Origin of the sequence: Ottowia sp. (genome assembly GCF_047975795.1) — a bacterium.
Lineage (GTDB): Bacteria > Pseudomonadota > Gammaproteobacteria > Burkholderiales > Burkholderiaceae_C > Ottowia.
In genome coordinates, this window is record NZ_JBKEEE010000083.1 from 58,942 (window position 1) to 84,716 (window position 25,775).

General features: G+C 59.7%; 25 protein-coding genes. 8 read left to right on the top strand and 17 right to left on the bottom strand.

The features are described 5' to 3' along the window. Positions 1–20: 20 nt before the first annotated feature. The 3 genes from ACK5NW_RS12580 to ACK5NW_RS12590 all read right to left on the bottom strand — a co-directional run bounded on the left by ACK5NW_RS12580 (position 21) and on the right by ACK5NW_RS12590 (position 4,028). Entirely contained in the window at positions 21–377 is a 357-nt protein-coding gene (locus tag ACK5NW_RS12580; protein WP_416928561.1) for a DsrE/DsrF/TusD sulfur relay family protein, read from the bottom strand. A gap of 114 nt (positions 378–491) precedes the next feature. Further along, positions 492–1,400 (bottom strand): DUF3011 domain-containing protein, encoded by a 909-nt coding sequence (locus ACK5NW_RS12585; protein WP_416928563.1) that lies wholly within the window; start codon positions 1,398–1,400, stop codon positions 492–494. Between the two features lie 225 nt (positions 1,401–1,625). After that, complete coding sequence (locus ACK5NW_RS12590; RefSeq protein ID WP_416928565.1) at positions 1,626–4,028, bottom strand: Tex family protein; 2,403 nt, start codon at positions 4,026–4,028, stop codon at positions 1,626–1,628. Between the two features lie 305 nt (positions 4,029–4,333). Here ACK5NW_RS12590 and ACK5NW_RS12595 point away from each other — a divergent pair, with 305 nt between their 5' ends. Beyond that, positions 4,334–6,712 carry an FUSC family membrane protein gene (locus ACK5NW_RS12595; protein WP_416928567.1) on the top strand — a complete coding sequence of 793 codons (2,379 nt, stop codon included), beginning with the start codon at positions 4,334–4,336 and terminating at the stop codon, positions 6,710–6,712. Positions 6,713–6,733: 21 nt separating this feature from the next. Here the strand turns inward: ACK5NW_RS12595 and ACK5NW_RS12600 are convergent, their stop codons facing one another. The 7 genes from ACK5NW_RS12600 to pilB all read right to left on the bottom strand — a co-directional run bounded on the left by ACK5NW_RS12600 (position 6,734) and on the right by pilB (position 13,171). Continuing rightward, positions 6,734–7,633, bottom strand: coding sequence for a class I SAM-dependent methyltransferase (locus ACK5NW_RS12600; RefSeq protein ID WP_416928569.1), 900 nt, complete (start codon positions 7,631–7,633; stop codon positions 6,734–6,736). 70 nt (positions 7,634–7,703) lie between these two features. Next, positions 7,704–7,919: a DNA gyrase inhibitor YacG gene (locus ACK5NW_RS12605; RefSeq protein ID WP_416928571.1), complete on the bottom strand. Its 216-nt coding sequence runs from the start codon at positions 7,917–7,919 to the stop codon at positions 7,704–7,706. Continuing rightward, positions 7,916–8,671, bottom strand: coding sequence for a cell division protein ZapD (zapD, locus tag ACK5NW_RS12610; RefSeq protein ID WP_416928573.1), 756 nt, complete (start codon positions 8,669–8,671; stop codon positions 7,916–7,918). The genes ACK5NW_RS12605 and zapD overlap by 4 nt, the downstream gene beginning before the upstream one ends. Before the next feature lie 27 nt (positions 8,672–8,698). Then, on the bottom strand, positions 8,699–9,313 hold the full coding sequence (gene coaE / locus ACK5NW_RS12615) for a dephospho-CoA kinase (protein WP_416928575.1): 615 nt from the start codon (positions 9,311–9,313) through the stop codon (positions 8,699–8,701). 13 nt (positions 9,314–9,326) lie between these two features. After that, positions 9,327–10,175 carry a prepilin peptidase gene (locus ACK5NW_RS12620; protein WP_416928577.1) on the bottom strand — a complete coding sequence of 283 codons (849 nt, stop codon included), beginning with the start codon at positions 10,173–10,175 and terminating at the stop codon, positions 9,327–9,329. Continuing rightward, entirely contained in the window at positions 10,175–11,401 is a 1,227-nt protein-coding gene (locus ACK5NW_RS12625) for a type II secretion system F family protein (RefSeq protein ID WP_416928579.1), read from the bottom strand. Before ACK5NW_RS12625 ends, ACK5NW_RS12620 begins: the two co-directional genes overlap by 1 nt. Before the next feature lie 30 nt (positions 11,402–11,431). Next, positions 11,432–13,171, bottom strand: coding sequence for a type IV-A pilus assembly ATPase PilB (gene pilB / locus ACK5NW_RS12630; protein ID WP_416928581.1), 1,740 nt, complete (start codon positions 13,169–13,171; stop codon positions 11,432–11,434). Between the two features lie 224 nt (positions 13,172–13,395). Between pilB and rpoH the strand changes: the two genes are divergently transcribed. Beyond that, the gene (gene rpoH / locus ACK5NW_RS12635; protein WP_416928583.1) at positions 13,396–14,340 is read left to right on the top strand and encodes an RNA polymerase sigma factor RpoH; all 945 of its coding nucleotides are present in this window, start codon (positions 13,396–13,398) and stop codon (positions 14,338–14,340) included. A 174-nt stretch (positions 14,341–14,514) separates the two neighbouring features. Here the strand turns inward: rpoH and ACK5NW_RS12640 are convergent, their stop codons facing one another. Next, the gene (locus ACK5NW_RS12640) at positions 14,515–15,030 is read right to left on the bottom strand and encodes an OmpA family protein (RefSeq protein WP_416928586.1); all 516 of its coding nucleotides are present in this window, start codon (positions 15,028–15,030) and stop codon (positions 14,515–14,517) included. A gap of 44 nt (positions 15,031–15,074) precedes the next feature. Between ACK5NW_RS12640 and ACK5NW_RS12645 the strand changes: the two genes are divergently transcribed. The 5 genes from ACK5NW_RS12645 to nth all read left to right on the top strand — a co-directional run bounded on the left by ACK5NW_RS12645 (position 15,075) and on the right by nth (position 18,166). Next, positions 15,075–15,728 carry a gamma-glutamylcyclotransferase gene (locus ACK5NW_RS12645; protein WP_416928588.1) on the top strand — a complete coding sequence of 218 codons (654 nt, stop codon included), beginning with the start codon at positions 15,075–15,077 and terminating at the stop codon, positions 15,726–15,728. Positions 15,729–15,745: 17 nt separating this feature from the next. Further along, entirely contained in the window at positions 15,746–16,384 is a 639-nt protein-coding gene (gene pdxH / locus ACK5NW_RS12650) for a pyridoxamine 5'-phosphate oxidase (RefSeq protein WP_416928590.1), read from the top strand. A gap of 108 nt (positions 16,385–16,492) precedes the next feature. Continuing rightward, complete coding sequence (locus ACK5NW_RS12655; RefSeq protein ID WP_416928592.1) at positions 16,493–16,654, top strand: hypothetical protein; 162 nt, start codon at positions 16,493–16,495, stop codon at positions 16,652–16,654. After that, on the top strand, positions 16,624–17,472 hold the full coding sequence (locus tag ACK5NW_RS12660; RefSeq protein ID WP_416928594.1) for an AraC family transcriptional regulator: 849 nt from the start codon (positions 16,624–16,626) through the stop codon (positions 17,470–17,472). Before ACK5NW_RS12655 ends, ACK5NW_RS12660 begins: the two co-directional genes overlap by 31 nt. Before the next feature lie 55 nt (positions 17,473–17,527). Further along, positions 17,528–18,166 carry an endonuclease III gene (gene nth / locus ACK5NW_RS12665; RefSeq protein WP_416928596.1) on the top strand — a complete coding sequence of 213 codons (639 nt, stop codon included), beginning with the start codon at positions 17,528–17,530 and terminating at the stop codon, positions 18,164–18,166. Between the two features lie 38 nt (positions 18,167–18,204). Here nth and ACK5NW_RS12670 read toward each other — a convergent pair whose 3' ends face one another. The 6 genes from ACK5NW_RS12670 to tyrS all read right to left on the bottom strand — a co-directional run bounded on the left by ACK5NW_RS12670 (position 18,205) and on the right by tyrS (position 23,898). Further along, positions 18,205–19,482: a TRAP transporter large permease gene (locus ACK5NW_RS12670; RefSeq protein ID WP_416928598.1), complete on the bottom strand. Its 1,278-nt coding sequence runs from the start codon at positions 19,480–19,482 to the stop codon at positions 18,205–18,207. Next, on the bottom strand, positions 19,479–20,009 hold the full coding sequence (locus ACK5NW_RS12675) for a TRAP transporter small permease (protein WP_416928600.1): 531 nt from the start codon (positions 20,007–20,009) through the stop codon (positions 19,479–19,481). The genes ACK5NW_RS12670 and ACK5NW_RS12675 overlap by 4 nt, the downstream gene beginning before the upstream one ends. Before the next feature lie 131 nt (positions 20,010–20,140). After that, complete coding sequence (locus tag ACK5NW_RS12680; protein WP_416928602.1) at positions 20,141–21,148, bottom strand: TRAP transporter substrate-binding protein; 1,008 nt, start codon at positions 21,146–21,148, stop codon at positions 20,141–20,143. Between the two features lie 175 nt (positions 21,149–21,323). Beyond that, positions 21,324–22,010 (bottom strand): heme exporter protein CcmB, encoded by a 687-nt coding sequence (locus ACK5NW_RS12685; protein WP_416928605.1) that lies wholly within the window; start codon positions 22,008–22,010, stop codon positions 21,324–21,326. Further along, positions 22,007–22,666, bottom strand: coding sequence for a heme ABC exporter ATP-binding protein CcmA (gene ccmA, locus ACK5NW_RS12690; RefSeq protein ID WP_416928607.1), 660 nt, complete (start codon positions 22,664–22,666; stop codon positions 22,007–22,009). Before ccmA ends, ACK5NW_RS12685 begins: the two co-directional genes overlap by 4 nt. Next, on the bottom strand, positions 22,663–23,898 hold the full coding sequence (gene tyrS, locus ACK5NW_RS12695) for a tyrosine--tRNA ligase (RefSeq protein ID WP_416928609.1): 1,236 nt from the start codon (positions 23,896–23,898) through the stop codon (positions 22,663–22,665). The genes ccmA and tyrS overlap by 4 nt, the downstream gene beginning before the upstream one ends. Before the next feature lie 154 nt (positions 23,899–24,052). On the opposite strand from tyrS, the gene ACK5NW_RS12700 reads away from it, so the two are divergent. After that, a complete protein-coding gene (locus ACK5NW_RS12700) occupies positions 24,053–25,414 on the top strand; it encodes a peptidoglycan DD-metalloendopeptidase family protein (protein WP_416928611.1) in 1,362 nt (453 codons plus the stop codon). Positions 25,415–25,775: the final 361 nt, after the last annotated feature.

Below are 25,775 nucleotides of genomic sequence, written 5' to 3' on the forward strand. Positions count from 1 at the left end.
ATTAAATTTTACGGGAGGCGTCAGAAGGTGATGACCTTGTCTGCCTGCACCGTGGCCTCGGCCAGCTCGGCCAGTGTGCCGATGGTCACGCCTTCAATCAACGACAGGCCCAACAGACCACGGTTGCCCGCGCAGGTCTTGCACACACGCACCGGCACGCCGTGGCTGATGATTTCTTCCACCATCATCTGCAAGGTATTGCCCGACGCATCCTGCTGCCCGGGCAAGCCCAGCACGGTGGCGTCGGACATCAAAAACACGTCCAGCAAAGGCTTTTTGCCTTCGCGCCCGGCCAAGGCCGCGGCCAGACGCAGGGCCGACAGGCAGCGCTCGCTGCCATAAGGGGGGGCGTGGATGATGATGAGAATTTTTTGCATGGGTTGGTCTTTCAACAGTTGGGCCTTCAAAAAATGGTGATGAGCCGCCCCATGTTAGCCAACGCCGTTGACGCCCCACCTGACTGGGGTCAACGGTACCGATCAACGCGTCCATCACCGCACCCCAAAACGCCCGCGGCAACCCCGGCTCACCCAGACATCGCCGCCTTGGGCCACGCCCCAGCTCAAACCCTCCTGACATGGGCTGTCGGACAACTGTTGCAACAAGCGCGGACGGCCCTGGCGCACATCCCAACGGCAGGTGGTCGTGCGCCCGCTCTCGCTGGCGCAAGTGATGGTGCGGCCATAAGCGCTGCCATCACCGGCGCTGTAACCGCCCGCCCCATAGCCACCCGCTTCATATACGCCGCCAGTGCCATCGCCACGGTTGACGGCAAATTCGCCCCGGCAGCCCTGGCTGACCCAAATGCGGCCATTGCGCTGGCCCCAGTTGCGCCCTTCGATGCAGCGCGTGTCGGACAACTGGCGCACCAGATCGACACGGCCACGCCCGACGGGCGCAGCGCACTCGCGCTGGCGGCCATCGTCGCTTTCGCAGCGCACCGTGCTGCGCTCACCCCCTGTTTGGTAGCGACCACCCGTGCCGTCATAGGTGCCTGCGCTATAACCTCCAGCCTCGGCAAACACGCCCCGGCAGCCGCCTTGCACCCACACGCTGCCGCGTCCGCTGTCGCCCCAGTTGCGGCCTTCCACGCAGCGCGTGTCCGACAGGTTGTTGAGCAGCCGCGCACGCGTGCGAAAACCGGTAGCGCATTCACGTCGCCTGCCGTCCTGGCTTTCGCAACGCACCGCACCCTGGCTGTCGGTAGGCGCACTGCCACGCATCGAGCCGTCATACATACCGACCGATGACCCGTCATAAGAGCGGCCATAAGAGCTGCCATAAGTACCCCCATAAGGGCTTTCATAAGGGCCGTCATAAGTATCGCTGTACACCGGCATCGGCGCGCAAGCGCCCAGCAAGGCCAGCACGGTCATCACAGAAACAGAGCGCAACAGCATGACGAATCAATCCCCACAAAACTGAACAACCCCACCCTAACGCCACAGCCTGTTGCAAGGCCGACATGCAGGTCACGGCAAGACGAATTTACGACTTGATCTTCGACAGTCAAAATCAATTAAAAATACATCAAACCAGTGTCTATCAGCCTTCACACCACCGTCTTATTGCTCTCATTCAAGAAGCAAAGAGGATCACGAAATCAAGCCATGCTGGCGTCCAATCTATCGCTTTGACAACCCTTTGAGTTTTTCAAACGCCGAGGCCATGGCGGTGCTCTGCGTCGCAGGCTGGCCCCGGCCTTGCCCGCCGCCGGAGCCACCACGAGCGCCGCGCCCGGCGTGCTCAAAGCGGTTTTCGCGCGGGCCGTCGCGTCGGCCCGCTTGGGCGTCCAGCTTCATACTCAGGCTGATGCGTTTGCGCGGCACGTCCACTTCCAGCACTTTGACTTTGACGATCTGGCCGGTCTTGACGATCTCGCGCGCGTCTTCGACGAACTTGTTGGCCAACTGGCTCACGTGCACCAGCCCGTCCTGGTGCACGCCCAAATCGACAAACGCACCAAAGGCGGCGACGTTACTGACGGTGCCTTCCAGCACCATGCCTTCCGTTAAATCGGCGATGTCGTCCACGCCATCGTTAAAGCGCGCCACGGCAAAGTCGGGGCGCGGATCGCGCCCAGGCTTTTCCAGCTCAACCAGGATGTCTTTCACCGTGGGTGCGCCGAATTGTTCGGTAGCAAATTGCTCGGGCTTGAGGCTTTTCAGCAGCTCGGCACGGCCCATGATCTGATCGACCGGCTTGCCGGTCTTGACGATGATTTGTTCAACCACCGGATAGGTCTCGGGGTGCACGCCGGTCATGTCCAGCGGGTTGGTGCCGCTGCGGATGCGCAAAAAGCCGGCGCTTTGCTCAAACGCCTTCGGCCCCAGGCCGCTGACGTCCAACAGTTGCTGGCGCGTTTGAAACGCACCGTGCTGCTCGCGCCAACGCACCACCGCCTTGGCCACGGTGCCCGATAGGCCCGACACGCGCGTGAGCAGCGGCGCGCTGGCGGTGTTCAGGTCAACCCCGACGCCGTTGACGCAATCTTCCACCACCGCATCCAACGTGCGCGCCAACTCGCTTTGGTTCACGTCGTGCTGGTACTGGCCCACGCCGATGCTCTTGGGGTCGATCTTGACCAGCTCGGCCAGCGGGTCTTGCAGGCGGCGCGCAATGCTGGCCGCACCGCGCAGGCTGACGTCGACATCCGGCAACTCGGCACTGGCGACTTCGCTGGCCGAATAGACCGAGGCACCGGCTTCGCTGACAACTATCTTTTCGATAGCTATCTGCGCCTGTGGTTCTAGCGTTGCGGCCTGTTTTTTCACCAGTTTGATCAAGTCGGCGGCCAGCTTGTCGGTCTCGCGGCTGGCGGTGCCGTTGCCGATGGCGATCAATTGCACGCCGTGCTTGGCCACCAGTTTGGCCAGCGTGTGCAAACTACCGTCCCAGTCTTTGCGCGGCTCGTGCGGGTAGACGGTGGCGGTGTCCACCAGCTTGCCAGTGGCGTCGACCACAGCCACCTTGACGCCAGTGCGGATGCCGGGGTCCAGCCCCATCACCGTCTTTTGGCCCGCAGGCGCGGCCAGCAACAGATCACGCAGGTTATCGGCAAACACTTTGATGGCGACTTTTTCGGCGTCTTCACGCAGGCGGGCGAACAAATCGCGCTCGGTGCTGAGTGACAGCTTAACGCGCCAGGTCCAGGTCACGCACTTGCGCAGCAGGTCGTCGGCCGACCGGCCTTGATGGCTCCAGCCCAGGTGCAGCGCGATGCGGCCCTCCGCCAGGCTGGGGGTGGCTGCGGTCTTGGGCGCTGCTGGCGCTGTCTCTGCCTCAGGCAAGGTCAGTTTGGCATCCAAAATTTCAAGCTGCCGGCCACGGAACACCGCCAGCGCACGGTGCGAGGGCACGCGACCAATCGGCTCGTCGTAATCGAAATAGTCGCGGAACTTGGCGACCTCGGTATCGTTTTCGTTCTTGCCCGTCGCCAGCTTGCTTTGCAGCAGCCCTTCGGCCCACAACCACTGGCGCAGGTTTTGCACCAGCGCGGCGTCTTCCGCCCAGCGCTCGCTCAGGATGTCGCGCACACCGTCCAGCACGGCTTGCGTGGTGGTGAAGTCCTCACCGCCCTCGCCTTTTTCGGCTTTGACAAACGCGGCGGCTTCAGCGTGCGGCTCGCGCGTGGGATCGGCCCACAGCAAATTGGCCAGCGGCTCGATGCCGAATTCGCGCGCAATCTGCCCCTTGGTGCGGCGCTTGGGCTTGTAGGGCAGGTACAGGTCTTCCAGCTCTTGCTTGGTCGGGGCGGCTTCGATGGCGGCGCGCAGCTCAGGACTCAGCTTGCCCTGCTCATCGATGCTTTTGAGCACTGCGGCGCGGCGGTCATGCAACTCGCGCAGGTAGGCCAAGCGTGCTTCCAACTCGCGCATCTGCACGTCGTCCAGGCCGCCGGTGGCCTCTTTGCGGTAGCGGGCAATGAAGGGCACCGTGGCTCCACCGTCGAGCAGGTCAATGGCCGTCTGCACCTGCGTCTGGCGCACTTTCAGCTCGGCGGCAATCTGGGAAGAAATGGATGGCATCAGATGGGGGCACCATTGGGCCGCCAACGCGGCGGGTGCTCGTCAAAAAAGGGGGCGAGTTTGCCATAGGGTGTGCGGCCATTCGTCAGCACATGCAACCAGCAGGCGCATGCCTGGTGCGTTGTGTGCGGTTTGTCATGGCATCTTGCAGTTTTTTGAAGTCACTGGCTTTTGAAGCCGCTCGCTTGTCGCTCGCTTTCCACTCGTTTTTGCAACCACTCGCACATGGCCCGATACTCGCTACCCATGCTCCCCGGTTTACTCCACTGGTTTTTGACAGTCGCCGCACTGGCCAAGGCACGCGCATGAGCCGCGCGCCTTGGTATGCACGCTTGCGCCCACAGCCGGTGGCACGCGTGCTGCTGAGCGACTACGCGCTCAACGGCGCTGCCTGCGCTTTGGGCATGCTGCTGGTGGCCGCCCTCGTGCACGCCGCGTGGGGCGAAGCGGCAGCGGCCACCGCCACGGTGGGAGTGATTGCCACACTGGCCCCCGATCTGGTGGCTCCGCGGCGCGGCAAACTGGCCTACATGGCGGTGGCACCGCTGTTGGGCATTCCGCTGTTTTTTGCCGTGCAACTGCTGCGCGGCCAGCCGCTGGCGCTGGGTGCGCTGCTGGTGGCGGCGACGTTTTTGGCTTTTCTGGGCATGGCCTGGGGCAAGCGTGGCGCGCCAGTGGCCATCGGGGTCATGTTGACGACGATTTTTTCGCTGTCCACACCCGCACCTGCCCACGCCACTGACGCCTTGGTGCGCGCGCTGCAATGCGGGCTGGGCGCGGCACTGTATGTGGCTTGGTCGGTGCTGGCGAACACCGTACTGAACGCCCGCTTTCGCACCCAACTGGTGGCCCAGGTGCTGCTGGCTCTGGCGGCGTTGATGCGCGCCCACGCCAGTCGGCTGGACCCGAACACCACACCCGATCACGACCATCACAGCCCCCGCGATGCCACTGGCGGCGTGGCCGAATTGCTGGCGCGTCAGGCCGCGCTGGCCGATTTGCTGCAATCAGCGCGCGATGTGGTGCTGGAGTCGCCCCGCACACCACACCGCCAACGTCTGGCGGGCATGCTGATGGTGGTGCTGGACATGCGCGACCACCTGGTTGCAGGCGAGCTGGATTTGCCCGGCGTGCGCCAGCACGCCCACAGCGCCGCCCGGCTGGCCGACGTGGCGGGCGTATACCGCGTCATGGCGCGCGACGTGACCGCCATGGCCGACGCCCTGTTGTGGCACCGCCGCCCATCTGCGGCCATAGACCACACGGCGCAACTGACCACGCTGGGACTGGGCGCACCGTCGTCACCAAATACATCAGATGCACCAGATACGCCGAACACTTCAGGTACGTCCGGCGCGACAGATCCAGCCAACCTGGCCGAACACCTGCTGCGTGGCGTGGCATCACGTGTTTCCCACCAAAACCGTGCCATGCAGCGATTGACCGCGCTGGCGCGTGGCCAGGCTCAACCCGATCTGGCCGTGGTCCGCAATAGCTGGCGACTGTTCGTCAGCCCTACCGACTGGTCGCTGCAACCGTTTTTAAGTCTGTGGCACTGGCAACAACCCGCGCTGCGCCATGCCCTGCGCGCAGCCCTGGCGGTGGGCACGGGCTACGCCATCACGCTGTGGCTGCCCTGGGGCTCGCACGATTACTGGGTGCTGCTGACCATCGTGGTGGTGCTGCGCGGCAGTCTGGCGCAAACGCTGGAGCGGCGCAACCAGCGCGTGGCCGGCACGCTGATGGGCAGCTTGCTGGCCACCGGCTTGCTGGCGCTGCACCCCGGCACACTGGCGCTGACTTTGACATCCGCCGTGGCACAGGGCGTGGCGCATGCCTTTGCACTGCGCCGTTATGTGATCACGGCTGTGGCCGCTTCGGTACTGGGCTTGGTGCAGGCCCACTTGCTGCATGCGGGCAGCAGCCCGGCCTTTGCGCTGCTGGAGCGCGTGGGCGACACCGTGCTGGGCGCAGGCATCGCCTGGGTGTTCGCCTATGTGCTGCCATCGTGGGAACGCGATCAGTTGGCGGGCCTGGTGCACCGCGCACTCAAAGCCCTGCGCCAGCACGCACGGCTGTCGCTGAACCTGGCCGCCCTGCACGATCTGGACACCCAGGCCGAGCTGGCCTGGCGGCTGGCACGACGCGAAGCCTACGACGCGCTCTCCGCCCTGGTGCAGGCCACGCAACGCGCCCTGGTCGAGCCGCGTGCCGTGCGTCCGCCGTTGATGCTGCTCGAGCAAATGCAAGGCCACAGCTACCAGTTGATGGGCCAGCTCAGTGCCATCAAATCCATGATGCTGCTGCGGCGCGATCAGTTGCAGGCCGATGTGATTGCCGAGCCATTGACGCAGGCCAGCGCCTGCATCACGACCGTGTTGGCCATCCACCCGCCAGCCGTCGCCACACCCGGATCGACCAACGGCGACAGTAACAACAACAGTGCCAGCCACAGTGCCACCCACAGTGACAGCGACAGCAACGACGGCCCGCTGGGCACCGTCCCCGAAGTGCTGCCCGATCCTTTTCACCAGGACGTCAGCCCCTGGGTGCTGCGCCGCCTGCACCTGGCCACCGCATTGGCGCACGAAGTACACACCGATGCGCACCGCATTCTGGATGAGCTGGCTCAGATCCATTCAATAGCTGCTGACGTTGATCCTGAAAGCGATGGCCGCCACTGACCGCCACACTGACCATCAGTTTCAGCCAGCCTCCAGCGCGGCAAAGCGCAGCGGCAGCAGCTCACCCAAGCCAAACTCATCCAGCAGCGCCTTCAGCCGATCAGCCGCACTGCGCTGGCGCTGGCCGGTGTAGCGGGCAATGATCAGCTCGTTTTTCAGACTGTGTTCCCAGCCGACCAACTCGGTCACGGTGACGCTGTAACCTTGCGACTGCAAATACAGGCAACGCAGCACGTTGGTGAGCTGGCTGCCCATTTCGCGCGTGTGCAAAGGGTGGCGCCACAACTCGGCCAGTGGGGTGCGTGCCAGTTGCAAGGCTTTGTGCTGGCGCAGGCGCGCGGCCAGCTCGGCCTGACAGCAGGGCACCAGCACCATGGCCTGGGCGCGCTTTTGCAGACCGAAGGCGATGGCATCGTCGGTGGCGGTGTCGCAGGCGTGCAAGGCGGTGACGACGTCAAAGCGCTCCGGCAAATCGCTCACCTGCACCGATTCAGCCGCCAACACATTGAGAAAACGCATGCGCTCAAAACCCAGGCGCGCGGCCAACGCGCGCGAGCGCTGCACCAGATCAGGCCGGGTCTCGATGCCGTAGATCCAGCCGCTGCCCTGTGGGCGCAGCAGCAGGTCGTACAGGATGAAGCCCAAATAGGACTTGCCCGCACCGTGGTCGGCCACAGCCAACGCATTCCCATCCACCGGAGTCAGCTCGCCCAAAATTTTTTCGATGAACTGCACCAAATGCTCAACCTGCTTGAGCTTGCGGCGCGAATCCTGGTTCAGCCGCCCCTCGCGGGTGAGGATGTGCAACGCTTTGAGCAACTCGACCGACTGGCCAGGACGCAACTCAGGCAGCACGGTATCTTGCGCATTTTTATGGGCTTTGGCGTTTGTATTTCTGGCGTTGAAGGATCTTTTATTCATAGCAGCAATGGCCTGTGATGGCTACAACCGGCTTGACCGTGAGCGCATTAGCCGTTACCCGCAAGCGACTTTAATCGGTGAAAAAACTGGTGTCATCGTCTGACTCTTGCGCTTCGACGCGAAAGCTCTCGTTGGCCCAGGCACCCAGGTCATACAGTTTGCAGCGCTCGCTGCAAAAAGGGCGAAAGCGGTTTTCGGGCGCAAACAGGCTGGGGCCTGCACACGCCGGACAGCGCACGGTGCGACCTTGGGGCGCAGGTGATGGCGTGGCAGAAGTCGCTGTCATACGCACAGACTGATTTCAAGCGGCACATCGTCGTGTACGGCATGCAATTTGCCACCGTCATCCAGACGCATCAACCGCACTGACGCCATCAGCCGGTTACCACTGATTTCGGGCACCAGATCAAGCGCCGCGTCAATGTGCAGGCGCATCAACTGGAAGGTGCGCCCCTGCGACAGGGTTTGCTGAAAGTGCCCTTTCAGCGCCATGACTTTTTGGGGCTTGCCAAAGTCGCGGCAAATTTGCAGCAGCAGCGCCACGGCACGCGCCAACGGCACCAGCGTTTGCGCCCACTGATCCAGATCGCTGCGGCGTTGCTCTGGCAAGCAGTGCTGCCAATGGTAATAAGCGGGCAGATCGAACGCGCAGGTACCCGCTGGAATCACGGCGCGGCTGCGCACGGTCATCAAAAACTCATTGTCCAGCAAGGGGCTGCCGGGTTTGCCATGCTGCCGACTGAGCTGCTCGAACGCTTCACTGAGCTGGCCCAGCACCGCGTCGAGCGATGCCTCTGAAATGGCAGGATTGCCGCGGAAGGCCGTCATTTGCAGCTTATGTCGCTCCAGATCTTTGAGAACGTCGGATTTGAGGTCAGCACGGCTGGCCACGTCCATCACCTCAAACACAGTAATGAGCGCGAAGTGGTGATCCATCGCACTGTCGCGCGGCATCAACTGAGCCAGGCGTCCAAACAGGTGCTCCAGCCGGAGATAAGTGCGGATGCGTTCGTTAAAAGGATATTCGTACAGGATCACGCGGGGGCCTTGACAGGTGACCCGGCATCATAGCTCCAAGCAGGCAGCCCCATCGCTAACTTGTTGTTGCAATTGGGGCAGCGAGACTTCGGCTCCATTGAAAATCACCGTGTCGGCGGCAGCCAGACGATCCACGCGCTGCGCTTGCGCGTGCACGATGCGTTCGACTTCATCACGGGGCAACTGGTTGCGGCGCTGCACGCGGCTGATTTGCGTGTCGGTGTCGCAATCCACCACCCACACGCGATCCACACGTGCGCGCCAACGGGCACCGGCTTCGACCAGCAAGGGCACATCAAACACGATCAGCGCCCGGCCTTCAGCGATGGCTTGGCGCGCCTGGCGATCAGTTTCTTGTGCCACCAGAGGGTGGATGATGGCTTCAAGCTGCTGGCGGGCAGCGGGGTTCTCAAATACCAAAGCACGCATGGTCGCCCGATTAAGCGCGCCATCAGCATCCATCAAACCCGCGCCGAATTGCGCCGCAATGGCGGGCAGCGCGCTGCCCCTTGCCGCTGTGGTGGCGCGCGAGATGGCATCGGCATCCACGATCGCCGCGCCTCGGTCAGCCAGCACGGTGGCCACCGTGCTTTTGCCGCTGCCAATGCCGCCAGTCAGGCCAAGCAAAAATGGCAAGCGCATGCCCATCGTCAGGTCAAAGCCCCAGCACACGCAAAATGGATTGCGGACCAAACAGCATGGCCGTCACTCCAGCCATGGCCAGAAACGGGCCAAACGGCATGACACCGCCTTCGCGCAGCCCGCTCATGAATTTCAGCCCAATGCCGACCACGGCACCAATGACCGAAGACATCAGCATCATGGGCACCAGCGCCTGCCAGCCAAACCATGCCCCCAACGCCGCAAACAGCTTGAAATCGCCAAAGCCCATGCCTTCCTTGCCCGTGGCCAGCTTGAAAGCCCAATACACCAGCCACAGCGACATATAGCCACCCACTGCGCCCCATACAGCATCAGTCAGCAGCACACCCGTCCAACCCAAAATAGACGCAATCAGACCCGCCCACAGCAAAGGCAGCGTTAGCGCATCGGGCAACAGCGTGGTGTCCCAGTCGATCAGCGTCAAAGCCACCAGCACAGCCGAGAAACCACACCACGCCAGCGCAGGCCACGTCCAGCCCCACCGCCAGACACACCATGCGAACAACAGGCCCGTAACCAGTTCAACCATGGGATAGCGCAGGCTGATAGGCGTTTTGCAAGACGAACAACGGCCTCGCAAAAACAGATAACTCAAAACCGGAACGTTTTCCCACCAAACGATTTGATGTCCGCATTGCTGACACCTTGATCGCGGAACCAGCAGGTTAAACCGCTCTGAGTGCTCTGGAGACGGCGCTTGCCCAGTGAATTCGGCGCATTCAACCGCCCAAGCTTGCTCCATCATCTTGGGCAGCCGGTAGATCACCACATTCAGAAAACTGCCAATCAACAGACCAAACAGGCCACCTGTAGCGGCCTGCACCCATATCGCGTCGGGCATCAAACAACTTGGCCGAGTTTGAAGATAGGCAGGTACATCGACACCACGATGCCACCAATCAATGTACCCAACACCACGATGATGATGGGCTCCATCAAGCTGGACAAGCCTGCCACCATTTCATCTACCTCGGCCTCATAGAAATCGGCCGCTTTGCCCAGCATGTGATCCAACGCACCCGACTCTTCGCCGATGGCCGTCATTTGCAGCACCATGCTGGGAAAAATATTGGCATTGGTCATGGCACCCGTCAGGCTGGTGCCTGTGGACACCTCTTGCTGAATCTTGTCAGTCGCTATCTGATATACCGAGTTGCCAGCGGCACCGCCCACCGAATCCAGCGACTCGACCAAAGGCACGCCAGCCGCAAACATGGTGGACAAGGTACGGGTCCAGCGGGCAATGACCGATTTCTCAATCAAATCACCAAAAATAGGAATCTTCAGAAGCAAGCGATCCATGAACATCTGGACTTTTTCATTGCGCTTCCAGGCTTGCAAGAAAAAATAGATGCCAAAACCCAGCCCACCAAATATCAACCACCACCATTCAACAAAAAATTCACTAATGGCCATCACAAACAATGTGGGTGCAGGAAGGTCTGCACCAAATGAAGAAAAAACCTCTTTAAAAGCTGGAATCACAAAGATCATGATCAAGGCAACCACCAAAAATGCCACGACAATAACAGCCGTCGGATACATCAATGCAGACTTGATCTTGGACTTGATCGCCTCAGTCTTTTCCATATAAGTGGCCAGACGATCCAACAGGCTTTCCAAAATACCCGCTGTCTCACCCGCCTCCACCAGATTGCAGTAAAGGCTGTTAAAGTACATAGGGTACTTTCTGAAAGCCGCTGCCAACGAGGTGCCTGTTTCGACATCTGAACGAATATCGTTCAAAAGCTTGGCCACGCTGGGATTAGGATTACCTCGTCCTACAATATCAAATGACTGTAATAAAGGCACTCCAGCCTTCATCATGGTTGCCATTTGGCGTGTGAAAATCGCAATCTCTTTGGGCTTGATCTTCTTGCCCGCACGCATGCGGCGCTTTTTGATCTTGGTAACGAATACACCCTGCCGACGCAAGGTGGCTTGCGCCTGAGCTTCACCCGCAGCACGTGTTTCACCACGCACGGCCTTGCCATTGCGATCCTTGCCCTCCCACTCAAAGACAAATTCTTTTACGCCCTTATTGGCGCCAGCCGCTAATGTTGCCATAATTTCAATACCAGTATACTTTAATTAGTGTTATGCGTTAGTGACAGCCAAGACCTCTTCTAAAGAAGTCACCCCGATTTGAACTTTATGCAATCCTGATTCCCGCAATGAACGTACTCCGTCTTTACGTGCTTGCTCCGCAATTTCCAATGCGCTGCCATCAGCCAGAATGATTCGTTGCATATCTTCAGTAATAGGCATCACTTCATAAATCCCGACTCGACCTTTATAACCGTTATTGCAGGCATTGCAACCCACAGGCTTGTATGGCGTCCAACTACCATCAAGATCCGACTCTTTGAAGCCGGCATCTATCAATGCCTCATGTGGAATGTCCATTGGCTCCTTGCACTGCGGGCAAAGCCGCCGACCTAAACGCTGTGCAGTGATCAAGATAACACTAGACGCAATATTGAAAGGGGCAATGCCCATATTGCGCATCCGCGTCAATGTGGTTGGCGCGTCATTCGTATGCAAAGTGGACAGCACCAAGTGACCCGTCTGTGCCGCTTTAATAGCAATGTCCGCTGTTTCTAGATCGCGAATCTCACCCACCATGATGATGTCTGGATCCTGACGCAAAAATGCACGCAATGCAACCGCGAATGTCAGCCCGGCCTTTTCATTCACATTCACCTGGTTGACACCAGGTAAATTAATTTCCGATGGATCTTCAGCCGTCGCGATATTGACACCAGATTTATTCAATAGATTCAAACAGGTGTACAGAGAAACAGTTTTCCCTGAGCCAGTCGGCCCAGTCACCAAAATCATGCCATAAGGTCTTTCAATGGCTTCCAGCAAGCGCTCTTTTTCGATGGGTTCATAGCCCAGCGCATCAATACCCATTTTGGCGCTATTCGGATCCAAAATACGAATCACGATCTTCTCGCCAAAAAGCGTAGGCAGCGTGCTGACACGAAAATCAATCACACGGTTGGGGCCCAGTTTGAGCTTCATTCGTCCATCTTGCGGTACCCGTTTTTCTGATATATCCAGTCTGGACAACACCTTGATGCGTGATGCCAGTTTTTCCTTGATCATGACCGGCGGCGAAACCATTTCACGCAACTCGCCATCAATGCGAAAACGAACCCGATAAGTGTGCTCATACGGTTCGAAATGCAAATCAGAGGCGCGTGCGCTCACGGCGTCGATCATCATTTTTTGCAAGAATTTGACAATAGGCGCATCTTCTACATCAGACTGTGCCGGATCAGAATCTTCCTGTTCAGTGGATCCTCCTAGCGACTCCTCATCAAATTCGAAATCACCACCCACAATACTGTCCATGGCGTCTGCCACAGGTCGAAATACTGTAGATAAAATATTGGTGAGTTTGTCAAACTCTGCAATCACCCATTCGACGCCCATTTGCGTCGCAAATTTGACTTTTTCTGCCGCCTCCTGATCCGAAGGGTCTGCCGTGGCAATAATCAAACGGCCTCCGCGCTTGCTCAGCGCGATCAGCCGGTATTGCATGGCCAGCTTGGGATCCAGCAGATCGACTGGCAACCGCTGCGGCTCAACGGCATCGATATCCAGCAATGGCGCAGCAAAAGCCTGCGACATCGTGTAAGCGAGATCTGAGGCTGACACCCCTCCAGATTCAATCAGCTCATTGATGAAATTGCGCTTATTGGCCAATGCCTTGCGATGAATATCCTCAGCGCTTTGCTGGTTCAGCTTGCCAGCCAAGACCAAAGCACGGCCTACGCCGGGCAAGGCTGGTGAAAGCGAATCCTTGGCAAGAGAATCAATAGCGACCATTGGCGAACTTCATATTTGTATACAGATGCAAGCTGTTCGATCATCGCCGATCGAGCATTCCATGTAAACGGCAAACCCTCGCTGCGTGTGCAGCAATCGACGGCTGTTCAGATAAGTTCACAGCCGCAGTTGCACCCTGCCATCGAAATGATGGGAACTTCTTTCGTTAGCACTCCCTCCAATAGAGTGCTAAAATACTTGAGTGATATGAAAGGACTTTACACATGACTGCTTCGGCTTCAGGCACTTCTGCAAAAGCTGTGGCGCTGGCCAACCCTTGGGCAGTCGTTCCACCACTGGGCAATCTGGACGCTTACATCACCGCCGTCAATCGGCTGCCGATGCTAACGCCAGAGCAAGAACAGCACTTTGCACACGAGCTGCGCGCTAACGGCGATCTGCAAGCGGCGGGCAAACTGGTGCTGTCTCACCTGCGTTTGGTGGTATCCACTGCGCGCCAATATCTAGGCTATGGATTGCCCCACGCTGACCTGATTCAGGAGGGCAATGTCGGCTTGATGAAAGCCGTCAAGCGCTTCGATCCTGATCAGGGCGTGCGCCTGGTCAGCTATGCCATGCACTGGATCAAGGCAGAAATCCACGAATACATTCTGAAAAACTGGCGCTTGGTCAAAGTGGCGACCACCAAAGCCCAGCGCAAACTGTTTTTCAACCTGCGTTCGATGAAGCAAGGTTTCAAGGCCGACGACGCCGCTGAAAACATCACCCATCGCGATGCCCTGACTTCAGCGCAGATCGATGTGGTGGCGCGCGAGTTGAACGTCAAACCCGAAGAAGTGCGCGAGATGGAAACGCGCCTTTCAGGCGGCGACGTGTTGCTCGACCCAACGCCTATCGATGGCGATGGAGAGCAGGCTTTTGGCCCCATCGCCTATTTGTCAGACGAGCAGCACGAACCCACCGCCATGCTCGAATCGGCCCAGCGCGACACATTGGCCACCGAAGGCGTCGCCGCTGCCCTCAAAGGGCTGGACGAGCGCAGCCGTCGCATCGTGACCGAGCGTTGGCTCAACGTCAACGATGATGGCTCAGGCGGCATGACGCTGCACGAGCTGGCCGCCGAATACGGCGTCAGCGCCGAGCGCATCCGTCAGATCGAGGTGGCGGCCATGAAAAAAATGCGCAGCGCCTTGACTGAATGCGCCTGACCCCAGCAGTCAGCACACTCCCAAAATAAAACCGCCTCGCAACAACATGGGCTGCAAGGCGGTTTTTGTTTTCAAATTGGCTAAAAATGCAGCCAAATCCAATGTATTAAGCTATCATTTGCATAGCAATAAATAAGCTTAACTCAGGCCCATCTGAACAGATTGAACGCGCTTTTATTCCAGCGTCACTTCCACGCGACGCGCCTCGGCATTGCTGCCAGTCGCTGCGGTGGTATCGGGCTTGCGCAGTTCCATCTTGTCTTCACCAATGCCCAAGGCCACCAGCGTGTCGCGTACGGCTTCGGCGCGCAGTTTGGCCAGAGCTTCGTTCTGTGCCATATCGCCGGTAACATCGTGATAGCCGCTGATAATCGCCCGTTTGCCTGCGGCCACACCCATCACCACGTCACCTAGCGCTTCTTGCGCGCCTGTGGCCAGATCGGCCTTGCCACTGACAAAGTAAAACTTGACGATGCCGTCCTCCACGCGCACCGCAGCTTCATCCACTTCCACAGCCAGCCCAGAGGCTGGCGCGGCAGCAGACGCGACAACCGCCACAGAAGTTACAGGGGCTGCCACCTTTGAAGTACGCCAAATAGCCACGCCCAGCACCAAACCAATGATCAGCAGCAGGATGCCAAACAGAACCGGCCAAAGCACACCTTGGTAGTCGTCGTCTTGAGCACTCATGAAAACTCCAGTGAAAAAGTGGCGCTATTGTATAAAGTTCACCCATGCGTCACCTTGACGATTCTGCGCACACCCCTTATGCCCATTTGCGCCAGCCTGGACGCGATCCGCTGCACATGCTGGCGCGTACACGCGCTGAATGGCAACAGCAGGCTCACGGCGCTCCGGCCGATTTGTGGGTATTTGGTTATGGGTCGTTGATCTGGCGGCCCGACTTTGAATACACCGAGCGCCACCCCACCCGTGTGCACGGCTGGCACCGTGCGCTGGCCATGTGGAGCCGCGTCAACCGCGGCACGCCGGAGCAGCCTGGATTGGTGTTTGCCCTGTTGCACGGCGGCAGTTGCCAGGGCGTGGTTTACCGCATTGCCCACCACTTGGTTGATGGCGTGCTGACCGCGCTGTGGGCGCGCGAAATGCCCAGCGCCGTGTACGACACCCGCTGGCTGCCCTGCGCCACGCCGCACGGCACTGTGCTTGCGCTGGCTTTTACGCTGTCGCGCCGCAGCCCGGCTTTCACGGGCGAGCTGACGCCTGAGCAATACCGCCACATCTTCCACCACGCCCACGGGCGTTATGGCAGCACGCTCGACTATGCCCAGCAAACTCACCAAACTCTGCACGCGCAAGGCATTCATGACCGTCGATTGGCCCACATCCTGAGCCACGCTGTCCACCGCCCTCCCCAGTCAGACTGATTCAACCCCTCATCCGCATGAACCCCGACATCGCCCACCTGCGTAAAAGCTATGAACGCGCCGAACTGTCTGAAGACGCCTCACACGCCGATCCCATACAGCAATTTGCCCAATGGTTTGATGAAGCCCGCGCCAGCCAAGTGCCCGAACCCAACGCCATGACACTGGCCACCGTGGGTGCCGATCTGCGCCCCAGCACCCGCGTGGTGCTGATCAAAGACTTTGATGCGCGCGGCATCGTCTGGTACACCAACTACGACAGTCGAAAAGGCCAGCAACTGGCGGGCAACCCCTATGCCGCGCTGCAATTTCACTGGGTCGATCTGGAGCGCGTGGTGCGCATCGAAGGCGTGGCTGACAAAGTGGACGCCGCCGACAGCGATGCCTACTACGCCAGCCGTCCGCTCGACAGCCGCATCGGAGCCTGGGCCAGCCCGCAAAGCCAGCCCATCCCCGGCCGCGCCTGGTTGGTGGCTGAAGCTGCCAAACACGGTGCCAAGTTCATGCTCAACCCGCCCCGTCCGCCGCACTGGGGCGGTTTTCGCCTCAAGCCCGACCGTTGGGAATTCTGGCAAGGCCGCAAAAGCCGCTTGCATGACCGGCTGTGTTATCGGCTGGAAAACGGCACATGGGGGCGCGAGCGACTGGCCCCCTGAGCCGCTGAGCCACTCAAACGGGCGATGGACGCACCCCCCATGCATCACTTCAACATGACCAAGATCACAGGCTGACCGTTAACTCTTGGCATGCCCACGCAAGCGTTCATGGACTCGCGCTCTTTCGCTTTCTCCACCGACTACCAGCGCCGCATCAACCGCGTGCTGGATCACATCCGTGCGCACTTGGCCGAGCCGCTGGACTTGGCGGTGCTGGCTGAGGTGGCGCATTTTTCGCCTTGGCATTTCATCGCATTTTTCAAGCCATAACCGGGGAGACGCTGGCCGACGCAGTGCGTCGGACACGCCTGGAAGCCGCCGCCCAACGACTGCTGCACCAACCTCGCACCACGGCGTTCAGTATCGGGCTGGACGTAGGATTTTCCTCACCCGAAACGTTCACACGCAGCTTCAAAGCGCACTTTGGCATGACGCCTACGGCCTGGCGACGCGACGGCTGGCGCACCCACGCCGCGCTGCGTGCCGAACAGCATCACAAGATTCGTCAAGCCGCGCACAAGGCAAATCAAGACGCGGCGATGCGTCTGGCTCAGGATACGCAGCGTTGGCCCGTGGGTGCCATCGACTGGAAAGGACTGAAGATGCAAATTGAAATCAAAACCTTGCCCGCCATGCACTTGGCCTATCTGCGCCACACCGGGCCGTACGTGCAACCCACCATTCCGCAGGCGTGGGAGCACTTTGTCGCCTGGTGCGATCGCCACGGCCTGATGACACCACGCCGCACCATGCTGGGCATTGGCCAGGACAACCCCGAAATCACCCCAGCTGACAAGCTGCGCTACGACTGCTGCGTTCAAGTGGACACGGACTTTGTCCCGCCGCGTGATGACACATTGCCCATCGGCGTGCAGGATTTCGTCGCCGGACGCTTTGCCTGTGCACGCTTCAGCGGCCTGGGGCATGAGATTGGCCCCGCGTGGGGCCAACTGTACGGCCAGTGGTTGCTCCAAAGCGGCCATGTGCCTGCGCACCGGCCGGGTTTTGAGCTGTACGATGACAGTTTCACGGTCGACATGCAGACCGGTGCCTTTACCTGCTGGTTGTGTTTGCCGATCAAGGGATGAGCAGACGTGGGAGCGCGTTCAAAGCCTCTGCGCGTTGGGCGGCGACAATCTGCCCATGACGCCCGCCCAGATCGACCATTTTTTCGCCACCCTGCAAGCCACCAATCCGCTTCCTGCCAGCGAACTGGAATACACCAGCGTGTTCGAGCTGCTGGCCGCCGTGTTGCTGTCAGCCCAAGCCACCGACGTGGGGGTGAACAAGGCCACGCGGGGCTTGTTTCCCGTCGCCAATACGCCGCAGAAGATTCTGGATCTGGGTCTGGAGCGGCTGGAAGGCCACATCAAAACCATCGGCCTGTTCCGCAGCAAGGCCCGGCATTTGATGCAGACCTGCCAGATTCTGGTGGAGCGCCACGGCGGCGAAGTGCCGCGCACGCGCGAAGCGCTGGAAGCACTGCCGGGTGTGGGCCGCAAAACCGCCAACGTGGTGCTGAACGTGGCGTTTGGCGAGCCAACCATGGCGGTGGACACGCACATCTTCCGCGTCGGTAACCGCACCGGGCTGGCACCGGGCAAAACGCCGCTGGCGGTGGAGCTGCAATTGCTCCGACGCGTGCCTGCCAAATATTTGACGCACGCCCATCACTGGTTGATTCTGCATGGGCGGTATATCTGTGTGGCACGCACGCCGCGCTGCTGGCAATGCGCCGTGTCCAGCGACTGCGGCTACACAGAAAAAACGCCCGCGCACTGATAAAGCACGCGGGCGTTTGAGGGCCGTTGGCCTGCGGGTCAGAACAGCAGGTTCGGCAAGAAGGTGGTGATCTGCGGCACGTAAGTCACCAACCCCAGGAAGGCCAGCAAAATCATGGTCCAAGGCGCAGCCGCGCGCACCACCTGCGCCACCGACATGTTGGTAATGCCTGAGGTGACGAACAGGTTCAGCCCCACCGGGGGTGTGACCATACCGATCTCCAGGTTGACCACCATGATGATGCCCAAGTGCACCGGATCAATGCCCAGACGCTCGGCAATCGGGAACAGGATGGGTGCCAGAATCAAAATGACCCCGGTAGGCTCCATGAACATGCCCGCCACCAGCAGCAGGATGTTGACCACCATCAAAAACTGCCAAGGGGGCATGCCCATGCCGACAATGGCTTCGGCAATGGCTTGCGGAATGCGCTCGGTGGTCAGCACGTGGGCAAACAGCAGTGCATTGGCGACAATGAACATCAGCATGATGGTCACCTTGGCCGACTCCAGCAACACGTGCGGCACGTCTTTCATCTTCAGATCGCGGTAGACAAACACCGCGATAAAGAAGGCGTACACCGCCGCCACCGCCGCCGCCTCGGTGGGCGTGAACACACCGCCGTAAATGCCGCCCAAGATGATGAAGATCAGCATCAGACCCCACATGGAGTCGCGCCCAGCATCAAACACCTCACCCGCGCTGGCGCGCGGCTGTCTCGGCAAATCCAGTATCCGCGCACGCCAGTAAATGGCCACCATCAACAGCAGGCCCAGCAGCAGGCCAGGAACCACCCCCGCCATGAACAGCTTGCCGACCGAGGTTTCGGTCGTAGCGCCGTAGACCACCATCACGATCGACGGCGGAATCAGAATGCCCAGCGTGCCTGCGTTGCAGATCACCCCCGCTGCAAAACCCTGGGTGTAACCGGCCTTGACCATGCCCGCGATCACGATCGATCCCACCGCCACCACCGTTGCGGGCGACGAACCGGATACGGCGGCAAACAGCATGCAGGCCATGACCGACGCCATGGCCAGGCCGCCACGCAGATGGCCAATGCAGGCGTTGGCAAAACGGATCATGCGGCGCGCCACGCCGCCGGTGGTCAAAAACGTGCCCCCCAAAATGAAGTACGGGATGGCCAGTAGCGTGTAGTGCTCCGACGTTTCATACATCTTGAGCGTGAGCGAGGCCAGCGAATCTTGCGTAAAGCCCAGAATCACCACCAGCGACGACAACCCCAAGGCCACCGCCACGGGCATGCCCAGGAACATGAAAACGAACAGCAGGCTGAACAAAACAATGGTGTTCATGGTTTGGCCTCCTCCATTTCTTCGCGCATCTTGAGCGCGTCTTTGGCCTCATCGCCCAGCAAGGCACCGCCCTGACCCGTCACCAAACGATAGAAAATGCCCAAAAAACGCAGGGCCAACAAGCCAAACCCGAATGGCAAAACCATCTTTGGCATCCACTGCGGAATCGGTAAATCTTGCATCAAAATGCCGACGTTGTAGAGCTTCATCACATACTGCCAGCCGCCAAATGCCAGGATACAGGCGTACACCACACACAGCGCCGATGCCACCACGCCCACCCAGCGGGCTATGGAGGGACTCAAGGCGCGCGTCAGAATGTCAATGCCAATGTGCGTGCCCACCCGCACGCCGTAAGACAGGCCGATGAAGATTAGCCATGCAAACAGCACGCCTGTCAGCTCCAGCGCCCAGACAAAGCTGTAGTTAAAGATATAGCGGGCCACCACCTGGGTGAACGTGATGCTGACCATGCCAGCCAGCATCAGCGCCAGAAAGCTCTCTTCAAGTTTGTCGAGCCAGCGCATGGTTTGTCATCTCCTCAAAACAATGGCGACCCACCGCAAAGGCAGGCCGCCATTTTGTTATTGCGACATCAAGCAACGGCGCGCACAAATCATGGGCGAGTTGGCGCGCTGTGGGCGTTACTTTGTGGGCGTTACTTGTTGGACTTCAGCGCCGCGTCGATCAAATCGCGACCAATGCCACCTTCAAACTTCTTCCACACCGGCTCCATGGTCTTGCGCCATGCGGCCAAGTCTTCTTTCGACAGTTGCTGGATCTTGGCCTTGCCCGCCTTGGCGATCAAGCCCTTGTCGCGCTCATTGAGGTCGGCCGCAATCTTGTTGCCGTGGGCCGTGGCTTCAACCATGGCTTCAGACAGACCTTTGCGCACGTCAGCAGGCAGGCCTTCCCACCACTTGGCGTTGGTGACCACCATGTAGTCGATCACGCCGTGGTTGGTTTCGGCAATGGTTTTTTGCACTTCAAAAAACTTTTGCGAATAGGTGTTGGACCAGGTGTTTTCTTGCCCATCCACCACGCCGGTTTGCAGCGCTTGGTACACCTCTGAGAAAGCCATTTTTTGCGGGTTGGCATCCAGCGCGCGGAACTGCGCTTCCAGCACGTCAGAGCTTTGGACTCGGAATTTCAAGCCCTTGACATCCTCAGGGCGCTTGAGTTGGTCTTTGTCGCTGGACAACTGTTTCATGCCGTTATGCCAATAGGCCAGGCCCAACAAGCCACGGTTGGTCATCGACTTCAGCAGGCCTTGGCCTTCGGCGCTGGCCTGAAAGCGATCCACAGCGGCCATGTCGTCAAACAAAAACGGCAGATCGAACAGCTGAATCTTCTTGGTATAGCGGTCAAACTTGGACAGCGATGGCGCAATCATTTGCACATCGCCCAGCAGCAGCGCTTCCATTTCCTTGCCATCGCCAAACAGTTGCGAGCTGGGAAACACTTGCACTTGCACCTTGCCGGGCAACTTCTTCTCGGCCAGTTCCTTGAACTTCAATGCCGCTTGGCCTTTGGGCGTCTGATCGGCCACCACGTGGCTGAACTTGATCACGATGGGCGACTGCGCCATGGCCCCCAAAGGAAGGGCCATCAAACCGGCCAGTGACAGTGCGGCCAACAACGGACGACGGCTCAATTTCGTGAACATATTCATTTAGCAATCCTTACATCAAAGAAACAGAACATGGAGAGTTACAAAGCATAACCACAAACTTTCCACCTCCCTTACGGCAGTGCGCACTGAAATTGTGGAGCGAAAATCAGGGTGATTACCACCGGATTTACCCTGCGTCTGGGCACGGCCACATTGCCATTACGCCGCCTCAAATTTCCGTCGCCGCTTTGAGTCCCACCGCCGCCAGCGCAGGGCAGATCAACGCAGCAGCGGCCAGCATGGCCCCCAGCAAAGACAGATCGGCACCCACCGGCTGGCCATGAATGGCGTGGTGCACAGCCAGCGCGCCAAAAATGAGGGCGGGGGCCACCAAAGGCAGCACCATCAGCATCACCAGCATGGCCGCACCATGCAGGCCACCTGCCAGTGCTGCTGCCACACCGGTCACCAGCACCAGCACGCCCGTGCCCAGCGCCAGGCCCAGCATCAACACCGCCAATGGCCAGGCGGCCAAGCCGAATTGCAGTGCCAGTAGCGGGGCGACCAGCAGCACGGGCACAGCGGTCAATACCCATTGCGCCGCCAAACGCGCAGCCACCAGCAGCGCCAAAGGCATGCCGCTGGCGCGGCAGGCCAACAGCCACTGGTCGATCCAGCCGTGCTGCAAATCGTCCTGGAACATCTTGCCGCTGGCCAGCAGCACGGCCAGTAGCGCACCCACCCACAACACGCCGGGGGCCAGCAATTGCAAGGTGACGGCATCGGGCCGCAGCGACAGCGGGAACAGCGTGGCCACCATGGCAAAAAACAGCGCATGCCAAGCCAGATCGGCCGGGCAGTGTACGGCCTGCGCCCATTCGCGCAAAAACACAGCGCGCAGCATGGGCCAAGTCATGCGTCTTCTCCAGTCAATTGCTCCTGAATAAATAGCTGTTCACGCTTTGCAGAAAAGCGCAAAAAACACTTTTTATACGCAGGAAATTGCTCTGAAAGGGGTTGATGGCTGGTCAGCACAATGGCTCCGCCAGCAGCCACGTGTCGAGCAGCCAGATCAGCCAGCGCGACGCAGGCGGCAGCGTCCAGCGCATCCAGCGGTTCGTCCAGTAACCACAGCGGGCGCGGCACCAGCGCCAATGGGGCCAGCGCCAGCTTGCGGCGCTGACCGGCCGACAGCAGCCGTACCGGGCGGCCCAAGGGCACGCCTTGCGCCATCAAATGCTGACACAGCCCGGCAAATGCGCTGCCCGCTGCGCCCGCCAGTTGCAGCCGCAGGTGCAAATTCAACTCGGCATCCAGGTCTTCAGCCAGCGCGTTGGCATGGCCAACCCACCATAGATCAGTACACAGGTGGCTGGTTTTGGCGGCGGCAGGCGGGCGCAACCCGGCCAAAGCGCGCAGCAAAGTGGTTTTGCCGCAGCCGTTAGGGCCGATGAGATGAACCACCTCACCAGGCCGCACCGTCAAATCCAGCGGCCCCCATAACAACGTGCCGCCGCGCTCGCCCGCCCAGCCTTCGATCTGAATCAACGGCGCGAGGGCGGTGGAAGTCAAGCCAGCGTGACCCGTGCAAACTTGCGCTTGCCCACCTGTACCACACAAGTGCCTGCGGGCAATTTCAGGCCCTTGTCGCTGATGACGACCGAATCGACGCGCACGCCGCCACCGTCAATCAGGCGGTTGGCCTCGCTGGTGGACGGTGCCAGTCCGGCTTGTTTGAGCACCTGGCCGATACCCAATGGCGCACCGCTCAACTGCACCTCGGGGATGTCGTCAGGCACGCCGCCCCTGCTGCGGTGAATGAAGTCTTGCTCTGCCACATCGGCAGCGGCAGCGGAATGAAAGCGCGCGGTGATTTCCTTGGCCAGCATGACCTTGGCGTCTTTGGGGTTGCGGCCTGCGGCCACCTCTTTTTGCAGCGCCTCAATCTCAGCCATCGACTTGAACGACAGCAGCGTGTACCAGCGCCACATCAGTTCGTCGCTGATCGACAGCACCTTGGCGAACATGGTGTTGGCGTCTTCGGTGATGCCGATGTAATTGTTCTTGGACTTGGACATCTTCTCGACGCCGTCGGTGCCCTCAAGCAATGGCATGGTGAGGATGCACTGTGGCTCCTGGCCATATTCCTGCTGCAAGTGGCGGCCCATCAGCAGGTTGAACTTCTGGTCGGTACCACCCAACTCGATATCGGCCTTGAGTGCCACCGAGTCGTAGCCCTGCATCAACGGGTACAAAAACTCGTGCACGCTGATGGGCGTGCCCGCCTTGAAACGCTCGTGGAAGTCGTTGCGCTCCATCATGCGGGCCACGGTGTATTTGGCGGCCAGCTCGATCATGCCGCGCGCGCCCAGGGTGTCGCTCCACTCGCTGTTGTAGCGCAGCTCGGTTTTGGCCGGGTCCAGCACCTTGTAGGCCTGGGCCTTGTAGGTTTCAGCGTTGGTGCGGATCTGCTCGGCGCTCAAGGGCGGGCGCGTGCTGTTGCGCCCCGACGGGTCGCCAATCAGGCTGGTGAAGTCCCCGATCAGAAAAATCACCGTGTGCCCCAAGTCCTGCAACTGGCGCAGCTTATTCAGCACCACGGTGTGGCCGATATGAATATCAGGTGCCGTCGGATCCAGCCCGAGCTTGATGCGCAACGGCTGGCCGGTGGCTTCGGCGCGGGCCAGTTTTTGCAACCAGTCTTGCTGCGGCAGTAATTCGTCGCAACCGCGCAGGCTAATCGCCATAGCTTCACGAACGCGATCGGTCACAGGATGCTCGGTCAGTTTGGCGTCAGAATTCATGGGGTTGGTTGTGGGGGCTAGTTTGCGCCGCTATACTTATTGGCTAGGCCGCAATTTTAGCGGCCATGCGCTTGTTTAAAAGAGCGCTTTGCCAGGCAGACGCTTGAAATCTGCCGTGTCTTTGAATCGCCGACACACTCCGGAATATCTTCGCGTGAAGCAGCAACTGATTTTCACTGGCCTTGCACTGGCCGATTTGATTCATCGCCACCCCAAACGCATCGCCGCCTCTATTGGCGCGGTGCTGCTGTGCGGCGGCGGCGGTGCCTATGCCGTCGCTTCATTGGCACCGGCCATGCCCACCGAACCGGTGCGTCTAGTTTCTGATCCGGTTGATCCTGCCGACACCGTCGCCGCCCAACTGGATCAACTCGATACCTTCTCATTCACGCTGTACCGCAGCGAAGCCACACGCTCGTCCGACACGCCCGAAGCCTTGCTCAAACGTCTGGGCATTGCCGACCCAGCCGCCGCCGCCTTTTTGCGCAAAAACACGGCGGTGCGCCAAGCTTTGTTCAGCAAAGCCGGTGTCGGGCGCATGGTCACTGCCGAAGCCACTGATCGCCAAGAGTTGCAATTGTTGCGCACGCACTGGCTGGACAAGGGCGATGACGACAGTTTCAAGCGCTTGGTGGTCGAACGCTCAGACGACAGCTTCAGCGTGCGCATTGAAGCCGCGCCCTTGATCGCTACCCAGCGGCTGGCTGGCAGCGTGATCAACAGCACGCTGTTTGCCGCCACCGATGAAGCGCAAGTGCCGGACAGTGTGACCCGGCAGTTGATCGACATTTTTGAATCCAACGTCGACTTCCATCGCAGACTGCGCAAAGGTGATCGTTTCTCCATCGTCTACGAATCGCTGGAGGCCGATGGCGAACCCGTCCGTGCTGGAAGAATTCTGAGCGCTGAAATCATCAACCGTGGTAAAACACACCAAGCGTTGTGGTTCCAACATGGCAGCAGCGACAAAGGTGCCTATTACTCGTTCGACGGCCAAAGCATGCGCAAGTCGTACTTGGTGGCCCCATTGAAAGTTTCACGTATCACCAGTGGCTTTGGCATGCGCAGCCACCCTGTATTTGGCTACAGCCGCGAACACAAAGGCGTCGATTACGCCGCCCCGACGGGCACACCTGTGCGCACTATTGGCGACGGCGTGGTGGAGTTTGCCGGCGTGCAAAGCGGCTACGGCAAGGTCATTTACGTCAAACATCCGAACAAGACCGACACCTCGGTTTACGCGCACCTCTCGCGCATCAACGTCAAAGCAGGCGAGAAGGTCACGCAAGGCCAGACCATTGGTGCCGTGGGCGCTTCCGGCGTGGCCACCGGCCCGCACCTGCATCTGGAATTTCGGGTTAACAACGAACCTCAGGACCCGACTGAGATACTGGCTGAACAGCGTGAGCAAGCTCCAGTCGCTGCCGCAGCCAAAACCAAGTTTGCACAACTGACCGCCCACATGAAATCGGAACTGGCTGCTGCCAGTCAATTAAGCCGAAGCAACTTTGATTAAACCTAGGTTGTTGGTTTTGTCTTGCTGATCTTTTTTCTAAACTGAAGCCAGGCTGACCCTTCAACAGCAATCAGCCTCAACATAGCAAAATAGACGCATGCTTGCGAGGCAGGTGACGGGTTCAGAGCACCGACCTTCTGGCATCCTATCGACCGGGGGCACATGTACAACGCTCTATGTGTCACCGCTTGTGTTGCTGATGACTCCTAATATTGCAGCACAACGAACACCTGCCACGAGCCTAAGGAAGGTCTGCAAAAGTCAGCCCCATGACGGCCTGATCTGAGACAGTGGAGCGATGCAACAGACAAGCCTTGCCACCACTGGATTCGAGCTTGCAGCCAAACGCACGCGCAAGCGT

Coding starts and splice junctions, on each gene's coding strand:
- ACK5NW_RS12580 (WP_416928561.1), bottom strand. CDS start 377: ATGCAAAAAATTCTCATCATCATCCACGCCCCCCCTTATGGCAGCGAG.
- ACK5NW_RS12585 (WP_416928563.1), bottom strand. CDS start 1,400: ATGCTGTTGCGCTCTGTTTCTGTGATGACCGTGCTGGCCTTGCTGGGC.
- ACK5NW_RS12590 (WP_416928565.1), bottom strand. CDS start 4,028: ATGCCATCCATTTCTTCCCAGATTGCCGCCGAGCTGAAAGTGCGCCAG.
- ACK5NW_RS12595 (WP_416928567.1), top strand. CDS start 4,334: ATGAGCCGCGCGCCTTGGTATGCACGCTTGCGCCCACAGCCGGTGGCA.
- ACK5NW_RS12600 (WP_416928569.1), bottom strand. CDS start 7,633: ATGAATAAAAGATCCTTCAACGCCAGAAATACAAACGCCAAAGCCCAT.
- ACK5NW_RS12605 (WP_416928571.1), bottom strand. CDS start 7,919: ATGACAGCGACTTCTGCCACGCCATCACCTGCGCCCCAAGGTCGCACC.
- coaE (WP_416928575.1), bottom strand. CDS start 9,313: ATGCGCTTGCCATTTTTGCTTGGCCTGACTGGCGGCATTGGCAGCGGC.
- ACK5NW_RS12620 (WP_416928577.1), bottom strand. CDS start 10,175: ATGCCCGACGCGATATGGGTGCAGGCCGCTACAGGTGGCCTGTTTGGT.
- ACK5NW_RS12625 (WP_416928579.1), bottom strand. CDS start 11,401: ATGGCAACATTAGCGGCTGGCGCCAATAAGGGCGTAAAAGAATTTGTC.
- pilB (WP_416928581.1), bottom strand. CDS start 13,171: ATGGTCGCTATTGATTCTCTTGCCAAGGATTCGCTTTCACCAGCCTTG.
- rpoH (WP_416928583.1), top strand. CDS start 13,396: ATGACTGCTTCGGCTTCAGGCACTTCTGCAAAAGCTGTGGCGCTGGCC.
- ACK5NW_RS12640 (WP_416928586.1), bottom strand. CDS start 15,030: ATGAGTGCTCAAGACGACGACTACCAAGGTGTGCTTTGGCCGGTTCTG.
- ACK5NW_RS12645 (WP_416928588.1), top strand. CDS start 15,075: ATGCGTCACCTTGACGATTCTGCGCACACCCCTTATGCCCATTTGCGC.
- pdxH (WP_416928590.1), top strand. CDS start 15,746: ATGAACCCCGACATCGCCCACCTGCGTAAAAGCTATGAACGCGCCGAA.
- ACK5NW_RS12655 (WP_416928592.1), top strand. CDS start 16,493: ATGGACTCGCGCTCTTTCGCTTTCTCCACCGACTACCAGCGCCGCATC.
- nth (WP_416928596.1), top strand. CDS start 17,528: ATGACGCCCGCCCAGATCGACCATTTTTTCGCCACCCTGCAAGCCACC.
- ACK5NW_RS12670 (WP_416928598.1), bottom strand. CDS start 19,482: ATGAACACCATTGTTTTGTTCAGCCTGCTGTTCGTTTTCATGTTCCTG.
- ACK5NW_RS12675 (WP_416928600.1), bottom strand. CDS start 20,009: ATGCGCTGGCTCGACAAACTTGAAGAGAGCTTTCTGGCGCTGATGCTG.
- ACK5NW_RS12680 (WP_416928602.1), bottom strand. CDS start 21,148: ATGTTCACGAAATTGAGCCGTCGTCCGTTGTTGGCCGCACTGTCACTG.
- ACK5NW_RS12685 (WP_416928605.1), bottom strand. CDS start 22,010: ATGACTTGGCCCATGCTGCGCGCTGTGTTTTTGCGCGAATGGGCGCAG.
- tyrS (WP_416928609.1), bottom strand. CDS start 23,898: ATGAATTCTGACGCCAAACTGACCGAGCATCCTGTGACCGATCGCGTT.